Source organism: Chromatocurvus halotolerans (assembly GCF_004340525.1).
In the GTDB taxonomy this organism is placed as follows: domain Bacteria; phylum Pseudomonadota; class Gammaproteobacteria; order Pseudomonadales; family Halieaceae; genus Chromatocurvus; species Chromatocurvus halotolerans.
Genome location: NZ_SLWX01000001.1, coordinates 161,359 through 179,190 on the forward strand (window position 1 = coordinate 161,359; position 17,832 = coordinate 179,190).

The following is a 17,832-nucleotide window of genomic DNA, read 5'->3' on the forward strand; positions in this document are numbered from 1 at the left end:
CGGGTCTTGTTACGTTCCGGACCGTCAGTAGAGGCGCGAATTTTAGGCACGGCCTGCACCCCTGTCAAGCAAATGCCCCCAGGAATCCGCCTCCGCGCGCTGCCCCTCGGATCGGGCCCTTTCCTGCCAGCAGATATCTGTATCGACGCTTGCATCCCATGAGGGAACCGAGAAAAATGCGCCATGTCCTCGTTCAAGCCATCCGTCGCCGCCGCCATCGTTGTGGCCAACATGATTGGAACCGGCGTTTTCACCAGCCTCGGGTTTCAACTGGTTGAAATACAATCGGCGCCTGTGCTCCTGGCACTCTGGGCTGTTGGCGGTCTCTCTGCCCTGTGCGGCGCGATGTGCTACGCCGAGCTCGGAGCGGCATTACCTCGCTCCGGCGGGGAGTACAACTTCCTCGGACAGATCTACCACCCCATGGCGGGCTTCATTTCAGGCTGGGTATCCGCCACCGTAGGTTTCGCCGCGCCCACGGCACTGGCGGCAATGACCTTCGGTAGCTACCTCGCGGCGGTCTTTCCCGCCCTTTCTGCGATCTGGCTGGCGACCGGCGTCATCGCCGTGCTGACCCTGGCACACTGCACCAGCCACCGCGGCAGCGGCGGCACACAGCGCTGGCTGACGCTGCTGAAGATTATCCTGATACTCGGCTTTTCCGTCGCGGCGCTGCTATCCAATGACAGCGGCCAGATGACCTCCTTCACACCCGTGGAGGGCGATGGCGCTCTCCTTTTCAGCGGCGCCTTTGCGGTTTCATTGATTTACGTGAACTACGCCTACTCCGGCTGGAATGCCGCCACCTACATTACCGGTGAGCTGGAGAACCCGGGGCGTAACCTGCCCCGGGTTCTGATAGCGAGCACCGCATTGGTCTGTGTCTCGTATCTGCTCTTGAATTATGTATTCCTCTCGGTCGCCCCGATGGATGCCATGGTCGGTAAGGTAGAGGTCGGCTACGTGGCTGCGACCTATGCTTTCGGTGATGTCGGCGCGACCGTCATGGGCATTCTGCTTGCTCTGCTTCTCGTCTCTACCGTCAGCGCCATGATCCTTGCAGGACCCCGGGTGCTGCAGTCCATCGGGGAGGATTTCCCGGTATTCCATCAGCTGTCGGGTGTCAACCGGGACGGCATCCCAGCCCTGGCGGTGTGCGTGCAGGCAGGGATCGCCCTGGTATTCCTGTGGAGTGCGTCATTCGACCGCATTCTCGTGTTCTCCGGTGCCACCATGGCCCTGAATACCTTTTTCACGGTGGCCGGTGTCTTTGTGCTTCGCGCCGGGCGGCGGGATATTCCGCGGCCATTTCGTATTCGTCTTTACCCGTTGCCGCCAATCATTTTCCTGGCGATAACCGGATGGACCCTTATCTATATCGTGCTCCAGCGGCCCGTGGAGGCCATGATCAGCCTGGGCATTATTCTCAGCGGCGCAGTTTTTTACGCGGCAAGCCGCCAGGCAGGGAAATATGTGGCAAAACCTGGACACGCCGCTGTACCCGCTGCACCGAACGACGCTAGACTGGACGGTGGATAATTCCAGAGAGCAGAGTCCCATGCAGTATCCTCATCACAGATGGTCAGCCGGCGCGGTCCGTGTAAAGTTGGAGCCTAAGGGGTGACAGCAAACGGCGTAGCAGCCGAAACACGAACCCGGCTTCTCATTCTCGATGACGACCCCATGATCGGGGCCACGATCAAGCGTATCGCAGAGTTTGACGGGCATTCTGTTGTCTATACCGAACGCGCCAGCGATTTCTTTCAACAGGTCGATGACTGGGACCCGCATATCATCGCCCTGGACCTGATCATGCCGGACATGAACGGCGTGGAAGTCATGGAGCATCTGGTGGCTCGCGGATGTCGCGCAGCCCTGATCGTCAGCAGCGGCGTGGGTGACAGAGTCCTTGACGCCGCGCGGCGCTCTGCGCGGGAAAACGGGCTGAATGTTGTCGGTGTGCTGCCAAAGCCTTTCTCTGCCAAGACCTTGCGCGGCATGCTTCAGGAGGCAGTCCGGGCAACACCGGAAACACGCGTCGCCAGACCAGACCCGGTGGAGAGGATCAACCCGACGCCGACAGAAGCCGACCTTCGCGCTGCCGTGAACGCCGGCGACATCCGGGTCGCCTACCAGCCGAAGGCCCGCTGTCGCAGTGGCACCCTGGCGGGGTTCGAGGCACTCGCCCGCTGGGACCATCCGGATCACGGCAATATACCGCCGGACGTTTTTGTCCCCATCGCCGAGACCTCGGGCCTGATTGATCGCCTCACGCTGCAGGTCGCCTCACAGGCGCTGCGCTGGCTCGCCGACCTGCCCGGCGAGGTGCGTACTGGCGATCAGAACGACCCCGTACTCAATCGCCTGCAGCTGTCTCTGAATATATCGGCACGCACGCTCAACAACCGCGCGCTGTTCGATGAACTTGCCGCAATCTGTCGAAAGAACCGGGTACCTCTGGATCGCGTCATTCTCGAGCTTACCGAGACCAGCGCCATGGAAGATGCCGCGGTCTCGTTGAACACCCTGACCCACCTGCGGCTACAGGGTTTTTCACTCTCCATCGACGATTTCGGCACAGGCTACTCCTCCATGATACAGCTCGTGCGCATGCCGTTTTCGGAAATCAAGATCGACAAGAGCTTTGTCATGACGGCAATGAACTCCTCCGAATCTCGTGCTGTGGTGCGATCCGTAGTCGATCTGGGTCGCAGTCTGGGTCTCGAGACCACGGCCGAGGGCGTTGAGGATGAGGAGACCATGCGCTATCTGAAGTCTTTGAGCTGCGATATCGCCCAGGGCTACCTTATTTCCCGCCCACTGTTCGCGGAGGACATACCCGCATGGTATGTCGAGCGGCGTGCAAAGCTTGAAGCCCGCAGAATCGATGCGCTGCATCGGCTGAACCTCCTCGACACGCCGCCCGAGGAGCGTTTCGACCGGATTACCCGCCTGGCCGCAGACGCTTTTGGCGTGAACAGCGCCCTGATATCACTGGTCGACAAAGATCGCCAGTGGTTCAAGTCGCGCGCGAATTTCAGCGCGGAAGGAACGCCACGCAAGGTAGCTTTCTGCAACCGCACCATCGAAGGCGACGGCATTCTGGTGGTTGAAGACGCCACTGTTGATCCTTTTTTCCGCCTTAACCCGCTGGTCACAGAGGACCCGCAGCTGCGATTCTACGCCGGCCGGCCGCTGTTCATGGACGACGGCAGCAAAGTCGGGACGCTATGCCTGATCGATGGCAAGCGTCGCGAGTTCGGCGATGCCGACGCGTCGATGCTTGACGCCTTGGGGGAAATGGTCGAAGAAGAACTCCGCGGCGGGCTGCAGACCCATCTCAACCACGTTACCGGCCTGTCGGATTCCGCCGCATTCCGCTATTACGCCGAGCGGGCACTGGAGATTGGCGATCGCTTTCAACTGCCGATCGCCATGCTTGGCATGGAACTCAACCTGAAGACGAGTGAAATCGAAAACGACGAGCTGGGCAGCGTCAGGCGTCGCTACAACAGGCTCGCGCAGTTCGCTGAGCGGCATGGCCATGGGGCGTTTCTGGTGGGCCACTATCAGGCCTACAAAATCGGCCTGCTGTATATCAGCAGCACGCTGCCATCGGCACAGACGCTGTGCCAGAATCTCCGGGACGACCTGGCCGGCCACAACAGCGGCCTGGCCCCTGCCGAAGAGCCTATCAACGCTGCGGTGACGGTGTGTGATCTCGCAGATTACCTGGGGGCATTCACTGACCCGACAGTGCAGGCGCACAGGGGAGATACAGCGTAGCGCAGGTGCCCTTTCCCGGTTCCGAGTTCAGCGTCAGATGCCCGCCGCTCTGGGAGACAAAGCCAAAAATCATGCTCAGCCCCAGACCGCTGCCCTTGCCGACATCCTTGGTAGAAAAGAAAGGCTCGAAGGCACGCGACAGCGTCGCAGCATCCATGCCACTGCCCGTGTCCGTGACAGTAAGCGTGACGTAGCGCCCCGGCGACAGCTCACCCACGACGTCATCCTCATCCATATCGACGACACCGGTCTCCAGCGTCAGATCGCCCCCGTCAGGCATGGCATCCCTTGCATTGAGTGACAGGTTGAGCAGTGCGTCCTCAAGCTGACCGGGGTCGACCAGTGCGGGCGGGATATCCTGGTCGCAGTTCACGCCAACCTCGACAGGCTCCCCGAGAACCCTTGCCAGCATATCGCGCATGCCGCAGATCAGGCCATTTATTGACACCGGCCTGGGCCGCAATGGCTGCTGGCGCGAGAACGACAGTAGACGACTCGTGAGCTGCGCGCCGCGGTCTGCCGACTTGGCGATCAGCTCGGCAAGCCCGGCGAGCTCGGGCGCATCTACCAGCGCCTCGGTGAGCAGCTCCGCATTGCCGAGGATCACAGTCAGCAGATTGTTGAAGTCGTGGGCCACGCCGCCGGTCAACTGCCCAAGCGCCTCCATTTTCTGGCTCTGACGAAGCCGTGCTTCCACTACGCGCTGCTGGGTGACATCGGTCAGCATTTCGACCTGTGCGGCCGCAGCGTCCCAGGGAATACTGAACGTGCGCCGCTCCACGAGACGCTCGCTGTCGCGGCCTGGCGCCTGCCGTAGCGTTATCAACTCCACCGACTCATCATCCGCTGGTCGCAAGGAATGCCCACGAGTGTGGTCTGCAGGAAACAGCACAGAACAGTCCGCAAGCGCCATGATGTCACCGGGAGATGTGCAGCCAAGCAGTCTGGCGAGCTCGCGGTTTGCCAGCAGGGGCTGGAACTGACGATGCACGAGGATGCCCACCTGCGCCTCGTCGATCACACTGCCGAGGCGCATTCGCCACTGCTCTGCGCGTTCCTGCGCCAGCACGCGGGCGGAGATATCGAAATGCATGACGACAGCGCCTGAGGCGGCTTCCGGCTCCAGCGTGGTGATGGTTACCAGGAACCAGCGCCGGGAATTGGGCGCATGGCAGGGGTATTCGTAGGTAAAGCGGGGCATCTGGCCGGACAGAACCGCGCGCAATCCACTCGCGACTTCCCTCGCACCCTCGGCACCATCGCCGGTCGCGTTCTCACAGACGGTCAGATAGTTGTCGCCGAGGTAGGAAGGACTGTCGTCGCCCAGCAGCGAGCGCGAAGAATCGCGCCAGTCATGATTGACCGCGAGGATGTCGCCATTGACGTCGACCAGCGCAATCTGGGCGGGGAGCGCGTCGAGAATGGCGGCGCGTTCGCTGGCAAAGTGCCGCGCCTGCCGCTCCAGTTCGCGCAGCGCCCCCTGAGCCTCTGGCAGAACATAGTGAGTCCCCGAATCACGATGAAAGACCGTGTCGGTATCGTTACCGACCAGTTCGCGGATGTCGGCGTAGGTACCGTGCAGCCTATCAATCAACGCGCGCAGGCGCTCCGTATCTGCGCGCCGACTGTCAGACTCCGTCATGGCTGTCGCTGGTATTCGCCTGCAGGTCGCCCAGGTACTCGCCATCAGACAGATCTCCGACAAAGACCTGCCTGCCACTGCCGCCGCTGAAGACCAGCGCCGGGGTCATGAAAATATCCTCTTCAGCGGCGCGCTCAGGGTGGGTAAGTACATCCACGACCTCGACGTCATCGCTCGCGATGGCGGCTCGCTGCAGCCAGGCCTCGAGATGCGCTCTTGCCCGTCTCGAGTTCGGCAGATCGCCCGCGATATAGAGCGTAAGCCTGGGGGTGTTAATGGGGCTACCCATGGGACTTGTCTCCACCGCTACCCTTCACGTTGAGTCTCAGATCGCGCGTGTCACGCTGGCGACGCTGTTCTTCCTCCGCGCTGGCTGCGACATTGTCACGCACACTCTCCAGCTCCTGCCGCTTGGCGGCAAGTCGACTTTCCATCACCGCCATCTGCGCCTCAAGCTCCGCCGCCTCTCCGATCAGGCGCAGTCGATCACGCTCTGCGTGCAGCTCGCTTTCACGCGCGGCCATGGCCTCTTTTCGCTCGCGCTCCCAGCGCAGGGTCCCCATCAGCACCTCGCCGGCGGCAGAGTAGACCTCCTCCAGCGCTACGCCCTCCGCGGACAGGCGCAGTTCACGCACCTGATTGGAGTGGGCAGTACCCCGGGACTTGATGATGGAAAGCCCCCGGTTGCGTTCGCCAGCAGAAACGACGTAGGTCAGGTGCAGCCAGCTGTCTGCAATGGTGGAAATCTTCAGCGGCGTGGCTTCGGCCATATCGTCGCTGTCCTCCAGCAGGCTGGTGCACATCACCGTGATATCCCGGGACTTCGCCCAGTCGATGAGTCGCTCCGCCACACTGGGGGCAAGACTGGTGTTACCGACTTTCGACAGGGCGGAAAGTGGATCCGCCACGAGCACTCTTGCCTGGTGTTCTTCAACCAGCCGACGAATGGCAATGAGCTGCGACTCAGCGCTTCCCTGCATCGCCCGCATGGACACCATGGCCAGAACGCCACTGTCGATGTGCGGCTGCAGCCTGATTCCCACGGATTCCAGATTGCGGACAATTTCCTCGCACTGGGAGTCGTAGCTGATAAACACGGTTTTCTCACCGCGCTCGCAGGCGGCGTTGGCAAAGGCGCCGCACAGTGTGGTTTTTGCCGTGCCCGGTGCGCCGGTGAGCAGGACGCTGGAAGTGCGGAAAAAACCACCCTGAAGCATGGTATCCAGATCGGGGACGCCACTCGAGATGCGCTCCGACGCCGCTGTTTCGTCATCGCGTTCAGCGCGCACAACGCTAGCCACTTCCAGACCGTCACGATCGATGATGAACGGAATGAGGTTTTCCTCGAACCCCGATCCGCGATACTTGCGAATGCGTAATGACCGGTGCGACACGCCATCACATACGCGATGGTCCAGCGTGACGACGCAGTCGAGCATGAACTGCAGCTGCTCCGTGCCGAGACCTGACGTCACAGGATCACCGGCATCGCCACATTTCGAGGAAATGAGCGCGGTCAGTTCGTGCTTGCGCAGCCAGTGCTGCAGCCGCGAGATCTCGCGAATGCACACCCGAGGGTCTCCCGCCAGCTGCAGCAGTCTGTCAAGCGCGTCGAAGACCACGATGCTTGCCCCGCGCCTGACCGCCTTGTGCTCGAGAATGGCCAGCAGACCGGCAATGTCGAATTCACCCGACCGGATGAGATCCAGATCGGGCTGCGCATCAATAAAAATCAGGCCCTCCGGGTCCAGCGCCGCCGGATCCCAGCTGAACGACTGCGCGTTGTCTTGTATCTGCGCGGGCGTCTCCTCGAAGGCAACAAACACGCAGACCTCTCCCCGCGCACGGGGGCCCTTCAACAACGACTGCAGCATGAAAACCGTCTTTCCGCAGCCGGTGCCGCCCTCGACCAGTGATGTTCTCCCTGCGGGAAACCCACCGCCTGAGGCTTCGTCAAAGCCTGCAATGCCTGTCGCTATCTTTCGCAAAAATTCCGCTGCCTGTGCCATGAAACAAGAGGCGTAATATAAAACATCAGGCGCAGATTCTCCATGGCCCTGCGCTTATCACCGAGGGCCGTGACGTGGATCAAGCGTTTTCACCGGGGAGCTGATAATCTGGATTGCATAGCCGGTTCGGCGATGCGGAGTAAGTCATGTGGCAATGAGTGACCTCAATGGGTTCGACGCGCACAGGGCCCCGCCCCCCGCAAGCGCTCGCAGGATCCATTCCGGGTGCTTTCGAGTGCCAGCTGCTCCGGGGTATCGCCTTCGCGCTGTCCTTATGGCGGCACTGATGGTCTGCGCCTGCTGCGCTGCGCTGTTACACTCTGCGAGCATTGCGTCATCGGACACAACACTTCCTGTGATCCTGCGGGAAGAGTCTCCCAATGTACTTGCGCTTGTCGATACTGCAGCAGAACTCCTGGCCAACAGCGAAACGCCGATTATTCTGGTGCTGACCACCTCACCAAACGCCTATCCCGACACACGCAACGTGCCATTTCGGGCGAGTCTGCTGACACCCACCCGATTCGTGCTGGAGCGCCTGAGCAGCGGAGACAGCCCGCCGGGCAGCCGCGTCATTCTGGGGCGCCTGAACCTGCCGGGTGATGGGGCCGCACCGCTGGACGACTCAGTAACCCTTGCCGCTCTCACCGAAGGCCGCCTGCCGCCCGCTATCATTCGCCCGGAAACCCTGCTGCTGACCACGGCGGGCTGGCGGCTGACCGATAGCCAGCCCATTTACCGTCAGCTGCTGGCGGCGCTCGATCAGGCAGTCATCATTCAGAACACGGCACGGGAACGTCCGGCGAACGCGCCTCCGCCAACCTCAGGCAACAGTAGCGATGTCGTCGAACAGCCCCTTTACCGGCTGTCACTGGACTGGTCCTTGATCACTTCCCTGCAGGTGCGTCTTGCCTGGGTCCGGGAAGTGCATCCGGCTCTGGCTGACAGAGACGTGAATATTCTCTCCTGGATTGCCTCGGGGCCACTCGCCGAGGTGTCACCCTCCTCCGTCGATCCTATATTGCTGGGAGCCGGAGACGACGCACGATGAAACTTGAGCGCACCTCCCTGCTGGCGGTCGTCGTCTGCTCGGCAGGCCTGATTACACTGCTTCTCTACGGTGTCTGGTCCAGTCGGCAACACCTGGCGGAGCACGATGAGCTGCGGTCACTGCAGAATCTGAAGGTCCGGCTTGACCAGCTTTCCGTCGCCGCAGACGGACTGCTGCTTTTCTCGGCGCAGCCCGACCTGCTGCAGGCATTTCATCGGGAGGCACAGGCACTGCAGGACAGACTGGCAGCGCTGCCTGACACCTCTGGAAACGCCGCCGAGGTTGCTCGTCGTATCGCGGAACTGCGGCAATCACTTGCAATGCTTGAACGCGCACCACAGCAGGACGCAGAGGGCCAGGCGCCACCACCAATCCCGCGTGATGCGCCGGGATCGATCGAACGCCTGACGCTTCTGGCCAGCGTCAGCAATTCCGGCGTAGCGATTGACCGATCGTTTGCCACACTGCTCAGTCAGCGAGAGGAAGCAGCCCATGCCTATACGCGAACCCTGATCGCGACCTTCATACTGGCGACTGCGTTCTTTGGCCTTATCTGCATCGCCGCATTTGCCTACATTCATCGCCGCATCGCCACGTCAATCAGCCTGCTGGCCGACACCGTCGAGCAGATCTGCAGCGGCAAGACCTATCTGCGGGTATCCGCGCAGCGGGACGATGAGGTGGGCGCCCTGGGAAGAGCGATCAACCGCCTGCTCGACGCACAGGCAGAGGCACTGACAAGGATTGACCATCAGCGTCAGCAGATACGTCAGCAGGCAGAAATCATGCTGGTCGCAGGCGATATTGCGAAAGTCGGCGGCTGGTCGGTCGGCCTTGGCGACGAGAAGGTGATCTGGTCGGATGTCGTCAAGGACATCCATGGCGTGCCCCTGAGCTACAGCCCAACGCCGGAGGGCGCCATCGGATTCTATGCGAAGGAGGATCAACCACGCATTCGTGAAGCCTTTATGGCCTGTGTCAATCGAGGCATTCCTTATGACCTTCGGCTGCAGATCGTCGACAGCAATGGCAGAAGCCACTGGGTGAGAACAGTCGGCATTCCGGTTCACAGTGACCGGGGGCAGGTAGTGGGCGTTCAGGGCGCTCTTCAGGATATCTCCGAGCAGGTAGAGACGGAACAGCAACTGGGGCGCGTGCAGCGGCTCGAGTCCATCGGCCAGCTCACTGGCGGGATCGCCCACGATTTCAACAATATTCTGACGGTCATATTGGGCAATGCCGAACTGCTGGTTGAAGAGCTTGATGACGACAGTCTCGGTGCTCTCGCGGGCATGATTCGCGATAGCGCCGAACGGGGCGCGCGGCTTACGCATCAGCTGCTGGCCTTTGCCCGTCGTCAGACCCTGCACCCGCAGACAGTCCGCCTGGATTGCCTGCTGGATGGCATACACGACATGCTCGACCGGTCCGTCGGCGAGGATGTGACCCTGATACGAAGGACCGGAGAGACGCTCTGGCCGTGCAGGCTGGACGCCGCCCAGCTCGAGAATGCCGTCCTCAACCTGGTCATCAACGCCCGCGATGCCATGCCACGGGGAGGCACGCTGGAGATCACCACGGAAAACCATCGCTGTGAGCCCGACACGACGCCGCCGATTCCCGACATGCCTTGCGGTGACTACGCGTGTCTTTCAGTCAGCGATACGGGCGAAGGCATTGCCCGGGAAAACATGGAACGCCTGTTTGAGCCGTTTTTTACCACCAAGCCCAAGGGCCGTGGTACCGGTCTCGGCCTGCCCATGATCTATGGCTTCGTCAAGCAGTCTTCAGGCTTTATCTCCATCGACTCACAGCCCGGCAAAGGAACCCGGGTTACCCTGTACTTTCCGCGCTCGGAGGAAGAGCCGGAAAGCGCTTCCCCGGCAGTCATACCGGAGGGGCCGCTGCAGCGCGCCCGCCGCGATTACCGCATTCTGCTGGTCGAGGATGATGATCTGGTCAGACGCTATGTTGAACAGCAGCTGCAGTCACTCGGCTATCTGGTGGTCAGCGCAGCCGCAGGGAAAGAGGCCCTGGAGATTCTGCGAAAGCGCACGGATATCGACCTCTTGTTCACCGATGTCATCATGCCCGGGGGTATGAGCGGCCGGGATCTGGCAGAGGCCGCCGTGCTCGAGCGCCCGGGACTGCGGGTCCTGTTTACCTCTGGCTATTCACAGGGTGTGATCGCCCATGACTACCAGCTGGACGATGGCATTGATCTGCTGCGCAAGCCCTACCGAAGGGAAGAGCTGATTCAGAAGCTCGCTTCCGTCTTCGGCGAAAGACCGGCGTGAGACAGATCACTGCGGCGGCGGGTTGACGTCAGTCAACGTATCGACGTACGTCATGATCCGGCGAATGGCGACGTCGATACGCGCAGAATCAAGCGCCCCCAGCTCGGCAAACCCCAGCGCGATACTCAGCGGATTGTTGATCGCCGCCTGCACCTCGCCGTGCCGCAGCCGCTGGAGTTCGGGGACGGGGTCATCAACGCCGCGAATGTGTCGCTGTATGCCAATGTAGAACAGGTGATCATCGTCCGAGAGATACTCGAAGGGCAGCAGGAGAAGCCGGTTGACGAAGGCCGTACCATCCTTGCGGAAATTGACGACGTCCGTGAACGATGACCGCCGCGCCGCGATATCCGCGGCCATCGTGGCACGCGCTGGCTGATCCGTCATCGACCCCTGGAGAAACCGACAGTTACGGCCCAGACACTCTTCGGCAGTGTATCCGGTCTCGCGTTCGAACTGCCGGTTGATGAATACCAGCGGCTGCCCAGGCAGATGTATCGCAGCGACGGTGACGCAGTGATCAAAGCGTTCTGCGACCTCCCGCAGCGCGGAAAAATAGGCTTGCGTCTGCAGACTGACTTCTGCCACTCACTAACCTCCCCTTGCGCCTGGCTGGCAGGTATGACGCCAGACATGAACAGGATACACTTGTCAGTGCGTGCCGGCAGCCCCTTGTGCCCCGTGGCCTGACCAGCGTCAGCGCCCGGGCATTACCGGGCTGAGCCGCAAACACCAAACCTCGGGAGAAAGACGGAGTGGCGGAAACCAAACTGCTGTTTGTGGACGACGAACCGGATCTGCTGTCGTTCTACCGCCAGGTCTTCGAGCGCGACTTTGCCGTAACGGTTTTCAGCAACGCGCAGGCGGCACTTGACCATTTGCTCGAGGACTCCGAATACGCCGTCATCGTATCGGACTTCAGCATGCCAGGCATGGACGGCATTGAGTTTCTGGCCGCGGCGCGCGAGGTAGCCCCGCACGCGGTAAGAATCATGCTCACCGGTTTCGCCAGTGACGAAACCGCCATCAGCGCGGTGAATCGCGGGGATATTTTCAAATTCCTGCGCAAGCCCACACGCATTGCCGAATTCTCCTCGGCCATGCGCGCCGCCGTGCAGCGCCATGAACTGGAAGCTGCAGAACGCGACCTCCTCGAAAAAACCCTGCGCGGCAGTATTGAAATGATGACGGAGGCACTGTCGCTGGCGAGTCCGATTATCTTTGGCCGCAGTACCGGGCTGAAAACCGACATGGCTCAGCTCGCACGCCATCTGCGGGTGGGACCCATCTGGGAAATGGAGGCCGCTGCCATGCTCTGCGAACTCGGCCTGCTGACGCAATCGAGCGCGGTCATGGAAAACATCGTCTACCATCAGCCCACGACCACCGTGGAAGACAACCCGTGGCACAGCCAGGCGGGCATTGCCGCCGATCTCGTGCGCAAAGTGCCGAGACTTGAGCGCGTCGCCGACAGCATTCACTTCCAGTACCGGAATTACGATGGCACTGGCTACCCCGATGACACCCCACTCGCCGGCGACGATATCCCGATCGGCGCGCGGATGCTGCATATCCTCAAGGATCTTCGCAGCTCGGTGGATGCGGGGGTTGAGCGGAACCGCGTGATCGCCAGCATGCGCGGGCAGCCAGGGAGGTACGATCCGCAGATCCTCGACGTGCTGGCGGCGACAAACACCCCGCCGCAGGCCCCGGAAATCCGCGCGGTATCCGTGTTCTCGATCGAGACCGGAGACATCCTCGCACAGGATATCGAAAGTCGCGACGGCACTCTTATCATGCGCCAGGGTCAGGAGATCAGCCCCTACCTGGCACAAAAGCTTCATCACTTCGCCGATGCCGACGAAATCGATCTTGAGGTGAGTCTCTACGACAGTCAACAGAGCGGCATCCTGCACACCGTGCCCGCCGTCGCTGATACACCGGCACAAACGGAGAAAAGTGATGGGTAAGTTTGTTCTCTACCTCGCAGGCGCCACCTTTACGGCCTATGGTCTCGCCTGTCTGTCAAGCCCGGACATTGCGGCCGGCGCGGCGAGTCTGTCGATGCAGAATGCCGACGCTGTCGCCGAAATTGGCGCCATGTACGGCGGCTTTCAGACAGGTTTTGGCTTGTTCTGCCTGCTGGCTGCCTGGCAACCGGACTACCGTCGGGCCGGCCTGTGGGCACTGCTCCTTGGTATCGGTCTGCTGGCGGTGGGGCGCAGTTATCACGCGGTAATGACCAACGGCGAGCTTTCGGCCTATACCTACGGTGCGATCGCCTTTGAATCGCTGATTACCCTTCTGGCGGCGCTCGGCCTGCGAGCCCGCAAGGCTGACACCTCGACGTCCTGACGGACCGCCTGGCCTACTAGCAGTCGACAATATTGACCGGCACCTCAAGTACGTTCACCGCAAGACCGCCGCGGGCGGTTTCCTTGTACTTGTCCTGCATGTCGCGGCCAGTGTCGCGCATGGTCTTTATTACCTGATCGAGAGAGACGTAGTGCTCGCCACTGCCGCGCAGCGCCATGCGCGCCGCGCTGATCGCCTTGATCGCGCCCATGGCATTGCGTTCAATGCAGGGCACCTGAACCAGCCCGCCAACGGGGTCGCAGGTCAGACCCAGGTTGTGTTCCATGGCGATTTCCGCGGCGTTTTCCACCTGCTCCGGCGTGCCACCCAGCGCATCCGCGAGCGCGCCCGCGGCCATCGAGCAGGCGGATCCGACTTCTCCCTGGCAGCCGACCTCGGCGCCGGAAATTGACGCATTGATTTTGTACAGGATGCCGATGGCGCCTGCCGTGAGCAGAAAGCGGCAGACGTCCTCCTGTTTGCTGCCGCAGCAGTGGCTCAGGTAGTACTTGAGCACCGCGGGAATGATGCCGGCAGCGCCGTTGGTGGGAGCTGTGACAATCCGGCCACCGGCGGCGTTTTCTTCGTTCACCGCCAGCGCGTACAGCGTCACCCAATCCATCGTGGTCATCGAGTCGTCGCCCAGGGTGTCGGTCTGGCGCAGCAGCTGGCGATGCAGCTGCGCGGCGCGGCGCCTTACCTTGAGGCCACCCGGCATAATGCCCTCGGTGTCACAGCCGCGGCGAATACAGGCGTCCATGACCTCCCACAGCGTGGCGGTGCGGGCGCGGATTTCCGACTCGGTGCGCCATGCTTTTTCATTCTGCAGCATGAGCGCACTGATGGACAGGCCACTCACCTTGCACTGCGCAAGGAGCTCCGCCCCGGTCGTGAAGGGATAGGGCAGCTCGGTGGGGTCATCGACGATATAGCCGGAATCTGCCGCCTCCTCGTCGACCACGAAGCCACCGCCCACCGAATAGTAAAGCCGTTCAAGCAGGACGTCTCCCGAGCTATCGCGAGCAATGAAGCGCATGCCGTTGGCGTGAAAGGGCAGATTCTCCGTGCGATGCATCTGCATATCGTCGCGGTAGCTGAAAGCAATCTGCTTGCGTCCCAGCAATGACAGGCTTCCGTCATCGCGCACCGCCTGAACACGTCCGGCGATGGTTTCCACGTCAACCGTTTCCGGCGCTTCTCCCTCAAGCCCAAGGATGATGGCCTTCGGCGATCCGTGGCCGGCGCCGGTCGCTGCGAGTGAGCCGTAAAGATGGGCCTGCAGGGACGCGCAGGCATCGAGCTGTCCGGCATCTTCCAGCGCAGCCACGAATCGCCGGGCGGCATTCATGGGGCCAACCGTGTGTGAACTGGACGGGCCGATTCCGATCTTGAACAGGTCAAATATACTGATAGACATAGCGCACCTCAGGTATCCAGCGCAGCGTACTCCTTTTCCAGTCGCTTTGCGGCCTTTTTGGACACGCCGCCAAGGACCTCGATCGCATGGCGGACCCGTGCCCGACTCATGTCAGGGCCGAGGATCGCCATGGCGTCGACCACGGAGAAAGAGGCGCTGGATCCGGAAATGGCGATAAACAGCGGTGCGAGGAAGTCCTTCACCTTCAGGTCCATCGCCTTCGCCAGCCCCTGCATGGACTGCCAGACCGCGTCGCGATCCCAGTGCCGCAGCGCCTCGAGATGCCACAGCGCGAACTGCAGCCGCCTGACCTGCTGTTCCCGCTCCGTGCCAAGCGCGTCGAAGGCCTCCCCCCGCAGCGGTAGCGTTCCCGACACCAGGAAGGCGCACAGGGGCGCGAAGTCGCTGAGTACCTCCATGCGCTTCTGCGCGTGGGGCAGCACCTGCTGCAACATCGACGCATTGAAGGCCCAGTCCATCAGGCGCCGCGCCAGTTCGTCCTGATCCAGGTCCTCGCGCAGCCACAGGCCGTTCAGCCAGCGCAACTTTTCAACGTCAAAGATCGGACCACCGAGGGATACTCGCTGGATATCGAAATGCTTCAGCATGTCGGCTAGGGCAAACTTCTCCCGCTCGTCGGGCATGGACCAGCCCATGCGGCCGAGGTAATTGAGCAGCGCCTCGGGCAGAAAGCCCATACGCTCGTAGTACTGAATGCTGGTCGGGTTCTTGCGCTTGGAAAGCTTGGACTTATCGGGATTGCGCAGCAGCGGCAGGTGGCACAGCACCGGCATGTCCCAGCCAAAATAATCGTAGAGCAGCTGGTGCTTGGGTGCGGAGTTGATCCACTCCTCGCCGCGAATCACGTGGGTGATGCCCATGAGATGGTCATCCACCACGTTGGCAAGGTGGTAGGTCGGCATGCCATCGGATTTCAGCAGGATCTGCGCATCCACCATTGACCAGTCCAGGTCGATAGCGCCGCGCAGTAGATCATCAACCCGACAGCTGCCCGCCTCATCGGGTACATGCATGCGGATGACGTAGGGCATGTTCGCAGACTTGCGGCGATCGACCTCCTCTGCAGGCAGCGCCAGGTCGGCCGGCTTCAGCGCCGTGGCCAGGCCCGCCTCGCGCCGGGATTCGCGCAGTGTCTCCAACTCCTCCGGCGTCCGATAGCAGACGAAGGCCCTGCCCGCCTTGACCAGGTCCCAGGCGTACTCGCCGTAAAGCTCCATGCGCTCGCTTTGCCGGTAGGGCCCGTATTCACCGCCAACATCGGGACCCTCATCCCAATCGAGGCCCAGCCAGCGCAGCGAGTCGAGGATCGCCTGCTCGGACTCCGGCGTGCTGCGTGCACGGTCCGTATCCTCAATGCGCAGGATGAACTGGCCGCCGTGCGCCCGCGCGAAACACAGGTTGAACAGGGCGATGTAGGCAGTCCCGACGTGGGGGTCGCCGGTGGGTGAAGGCGCGATGCGCGTACGAACGGTCATGAGTCACCTGTGGCTGAAACGAGGCGGGATTATATAAGGCTGGCGCCCGGGACGCACTCCGGGAGACGGCTGCCCCCCAGTGAAACCCTTGCGTGGGGGCGATGACAGCGCGCAGCGTGCGGGCAAGGGCTACCGGTCTGAACTGCGCGGCGGCAGATCCTCCGGCAGTACTGTCCACTCCGGCGCATCGAACTCGCCGATCAGTTCAATATCCACGAACGGGGTCTGCCCGGCAATGATGGCCTTTACTTCAGTCGGAGGATCCGCTTCCATGGCGTCCCTCGCGGCCCTGGATTCCCACGTGGCGATAGCCAGCAGGACATTCGGGTCATCCAGGCTGCGGTGCAGGCGGGTGCCCAGTGCTCCCGGCGCGCGCTGAATGAACGCGCTGGCGCGCATCCAGGCCTCGGCATACTGTTCGGCCGAGTAACCGGGGCCGATAGTGACCTTGAAAATGTAGTGCATGCGTTAGACTCCCTGCGCCCGCCTCGCCAGTCGGCGATCAACCCCGCTCAGGTAACCTGCGCCCGCTGGCGGTAGCGCTCATTCGCATAGGCCCCCGCTGACAGCACCGTTGACAGGCACTGCAGCGCGATGGCCGCATCGGTAAAGCTGTTGTAAAGCGGCGCAAACCCGAAGCGTACGATATCCGGATCGCGGAAATCCACGATGACACCCGCGGCAATCAGGCACTGGGCAATCGCGTGGGCCTCCGGGTGGCGCAGGGACACCTGGCTGCCACGCCGGGCCTCTTCGGTCGGTGTCAGCACCTCCATCGCGGCAAGCGCCGGGTCGGCCGCCACACCCTCCATAAAAAATCCGGTCAGCGCCAGGGATTTCCGGCGCAGGCTCGCAGGCTCCAGTCCAGTGAACAGGTCGAGGGCCGCATCCAGCGCCTGCATGCCGATCACCCCGGGTGTGCCAGCCTGGTAGGCGCTGATGCCCGGAGCCGCCCGATAATCGGGATCGAAGGCAAACGGCGCCGCGTGTCCGAACCAGCCGCTGAGTGGCTGCGTTACCTGATTGTGGTGCCGCTGCGCGAGGTACAGGAATGCCGGCGCACCGGGTCCGCCATTGAGGAACTTGTAGCCACAGCCAACGGCCATGTCCACACCGCAATCATCGAGGTCTACCGGAAGCGCCCCGGCGCTGTGCGCCAGGTCCCAGAGTACCAGCGCACCGCAGGCATGCGCGGCCGCCGTCAGCTCGCGCATATCGTGGCGCCGGCCGCTGCGAAAGTCGACTTCGGTCATCATCAGCACGGCCACCGTCTCATCCAGCGCATCCGCCAACTCGCCAACGCCAACGGCTCGCATCTCGCAGCGCTCCGCTCCGAGCAGCGAGTGCAGTCCCTGCCCCATGTAGGCATCGGTCGGAAAATCACCGGCACAGGTGAGAACAACCCGTCGCGAGGGGCGCAATCCCAGCGCCGTCGCCAGCAGCTTGAACAGGTTGACGGAGATGCTGTCACAGCAGACTACCTGCCCCGGCGCTGCACCGATCAGCGGCGCTATCTTCTCACCCACGCTGAGCGGCAGGTTCACCCACCCATGCACATTCCAGCTGGTAATCAGATCCCGTCCCCACTGCTGATCCACCACAGCCCGCACGCGCTCGCTCACGCAGCGCGGCAGAGCCCCCAGCGAATTTCCATCCAGATAGACCCGATCCTGCGGCAACGCAAAGGCATCGCGCATGGCGCGCAGCGGATCGTGGCTGTCGAGCCGGGTGGCCTCGTCCCGACGGTTCATGGTGCCAGCACGGCGACTATCGCGCGCA

The 17,832-nt window shown here is 62.1% G+C and carries 14 protein-coding genes; 6 read left to right on the top strand and 8 right to left on the bottom strand.

Annotated features, from left to right (window positions below):
• Positions 1-183: 183 nt before the first annotated feature.
• Together EV688_RS00770 and EV688_RS00775 are read left to right on the top strand one after the other, a co-directional pair.
• The gene (locus tag EV688_RS00770; protein ID WP_117316392.1) at positions 184-1,539 is read left to right on the top strand and encodes an APC family permease; all 1,356 of its coding nucleotides are present in this window, start codon (positions 184-186) and stop codon (positions 1,537-1,539) included.
• Positions 1,540-1,620: 81 nt separating this feature from the next.
• A complete protein-coding gene (locus EV688_RS00775) occupies positions 1,621-3,786 on the top strand; it encodes an EAL domain-containing protein (RefSeq protein WP_117316393.1) in 2,166 nt (721 codons plus the stop codon).
• Here the strand turns inward: EV688_RS00775 and EV688_RS00780 are convergent.
• From EV688_RS00780 to kaiC, 3 genes are read right to left on the bottom strand one after another with little or no spacing between them, the layout of a single operon-like run.
• The gene (locus tag EV688_RS00780; RefSeq protein ID WP_162883851.1) at positions 3,743-5,428 is read right to left on the bottom strand and encodes an ATP-binding protein; all 1,686 of its coding nucleotides are present in this window, start codon (positions 5,426-5,428) and stop codon (positions 3,743-3,745) included. The genes EV688_RS00775 and EV688_RS00780 overlap by 44 nt on opposite strands.
• The gene (locus tag EV688_RS00785) at positions 5,415-5,717 is read right to left on the bottom strand and encodes a circadian clock KaiB family protein (RefSeq protein ID WP_117316397.1); all 303 of its coding nucleotides are present in this window, start codon (positions 5,715-5,717) and stop codon (positions 5,415-5,417) included. Before EV688_RS00785 ends, EV688_RS00780 begins: the two co-directional genes overlap by 14 nt.
• Positions 5,710-7,416, bottom strand: coding sequence for a circadian clock protein KaiC (gene kaiC / locus EV688_RS00790; protein ID WP_162883852.1), 1,707 nt, complete (start codon positions 7,414-7,416; stop codon positions 5,710-5,712). Before kaiC ends, EV688_RS00785 begins: the two co-directional genes overlap by 8 nt.
• A gap of 376 nt (positions 7,417-7,792) precedes the next feature.
• On the opposite strand from kaiC, the gene EV688_RS00795 reads away from it, so the two are divergent.
• Positions 7,793-8,488 carry a hypothetical protein gene (locus EV688_RS00795; RefSeq protein ID WP_117316401.1) on the top strand — a complete coding sequence of 232 codons (696 nt, stop codon included), beginning with the start codon at positions 7,793-7,795 and terminating at the stop codon, positions 8,486-8,488.
• Positions 8,485-10,785 carry an ATP-binding protein gene (locus tag EV688_RS00800; RefSeq protein ID WP_117316402.1) on the top strand — a complete coding sequence of 767 codons (2,301 nt, stop codon included), beginning with the start codon at positions 8,485-8,487 and terminating at the stop codon, positions 10,783-10,785. The genes EV688_RS00795 and EV688_RS00800 overlap by 4 nt, the downstream gene beginning before the upstream one ends.
• A gap of 6 nt (positions 10,786-10,791) precedes the next feature.
• On the opposite strand, the gene EV688_RS00805 is transcribed toward EV688_RS00800, so the two are convergent.
• Entirely contained in the window at positions 10,792-11,373 is a 582-nt protein-coding gene (locus tag EV688_RS00805; RefSeq protein ID WP_117316405.1) for a PAS domain-containing protein, read from the bottom strand.
• 167 nt (positions 11,374-11,540) lie between these two features.
• On the opposite strand from EV688_RS00805, the gene EV688_RS00810 reads away from it, so the two are divergent.
• Both EV688_RS00810 and EV688_RS00815 read left to right on the top strand, forming a co-directional pair.
• On the top strand, positions 11,541-12,755 hold the full coding sequence (locus tag EV688_RS00810) for an HD domain-containing phosphohydrolase (protein WP_117316407.1): 1,215 nt from the start codon (positions 11,541-11,543) through the stop codon (positions 12,753-12,755).
• Complete coding sequence (locus tag EV688_RS00815; RefSeq protein ID WP_117316409.1) at positions 12,748-13,140, top strand: DUF4345 family protein; 393 nt, start codon at positions 12,748-12,750, stop codon at positions 13,138-13,140. Before EV688_RS00810 ends, EV688_RS00815 begins: the two co-directional genes overlap by 8 nt.
• 16 nt (positions 13,141-13,156) lie before the next feature.
• Here EV688_RS00815 and EV688_RS00820 read toward each other — a convergent pair whose 3' ends face one another.
• The 4 genes from EV688_RS00820 to kynU all read right to left on the bottom strand — a co-directional run bounded on the left by EV688_RS00820 (position 13,157) and on the right by kynU (position 17,804).
• On the bottom strand, positions 13,157-14,557 hold the full coding sequence (locus EV688_RS00820) for an L-serine ammonia-lyase (RefSeq protein ID WP_117316411.1): 1,401 nt from the start codon (positions 14,555-14,557) through the stop codon (positions 13,157-13,159).
• 8 nt (positions 14,558-14,565) lie between these two features.
• Positions 14,566-16,053, bottom strand: coding sequence for a glutamate--tRNA ligase (gene gltX, locus EV688_RS00825; protein ID WP_117316413.1), 1,488 nt, complete (start codon positions 16,051-16,053; stop codon positions 14,566-14,568).
• A 129-nt stretch (positions 16,054-16,182) separates the two neighbouring features.
• Positions 16,183-16,518 (bottom strand): antibiotic biosynthesis monooxygenase family protein, encoded by a 336-nt coding sequence (locus tag EV688_RS00830; RefSeq protein ID WP_117316415.1) that lies wholly within the window; start codon positions 16,516-16,518, stop codon positions 16,183-16,185.
• Positions 16,519-16,565: 47 nt separating this feature from the next.
• A complete protein-coding gene (gene kynU / locus EV688_RS00835) occupies positions 16,566-17,804 on the bottom strand; it encodes a kynureninase (protein WP_117316417.1) in 1,239 nt (412 codons plus the stop codon).
• Positions 17,805-17,832 lie beyond the last annotated feature (28 nt).

Excerpts from the sequence above, each read along its gene's own strand:
- EV688_RS00770 (WP_117316392.1), top strand. The coding sequence starts at position 184 with ATGTCCTCGTTCAAGCCATCCGTCGCCGCCGCCATCGTTGTGGCCAAC.
- EV688_RS00780 (WP_162883851.1), bottom strand. The coding sequence starts at position 5,428 with ATGACGGAGTCTGACAGTCGGCGCGCAGATACGGAGCGCCTGCGCGCG.
- EV688_RS00785 (WP_117316397.1), bottom strand. The coding sequence starts at position 5,717 with ATGGGTAGCCCCATTAACACCCCCAGGCTTACGCTCTATATCGCGGGC.
- EV688_RS00800 (WP_117316402.1), top strand. The coding sequence starts at position 8,485 with ATGAAACTTGAGCGCACCTCCCTGCTGGCGGTCGTCGTCTGCTCGGCA.
- EV688_RS00815 (WP_117316409.1), top strand. The coding sequence starts at position 12,748 with ATGGGTAAGTTTGTTCTCTACCTCGCAGGCGCCACCTTTACGGCCTAT.
- EV688_RS00820 (WP_117316411.1), bottom strand. The coding sequence starts at position 14,557 with ATGTCTATCAGTATATTTGACCTGTTCAAGATCGGAATCGGCCCGTCC.
- gltX (WP_117316413.1), bottom strand. The coding sequence starts at position 16,053 with ATGACCGTTCGTACGCGCATCGCGCCTTCACCCACCGGCGACCCCCAC.
- EV688_RS00830 (WP_117316415.1), bottom strand. The coding sequence starts at position 16,518 with ATGCACTACATTTTCAAGGTCACTATCGGCCCCGGTTACTCGGCCGAA.
- kynU (WP_117316417.1), bottom strand. The coding sequence starts at position 17,804 with ATGAACCGTCGGGACGAGGCCACCCGGCTCGACAGCCACGATCCGCTG.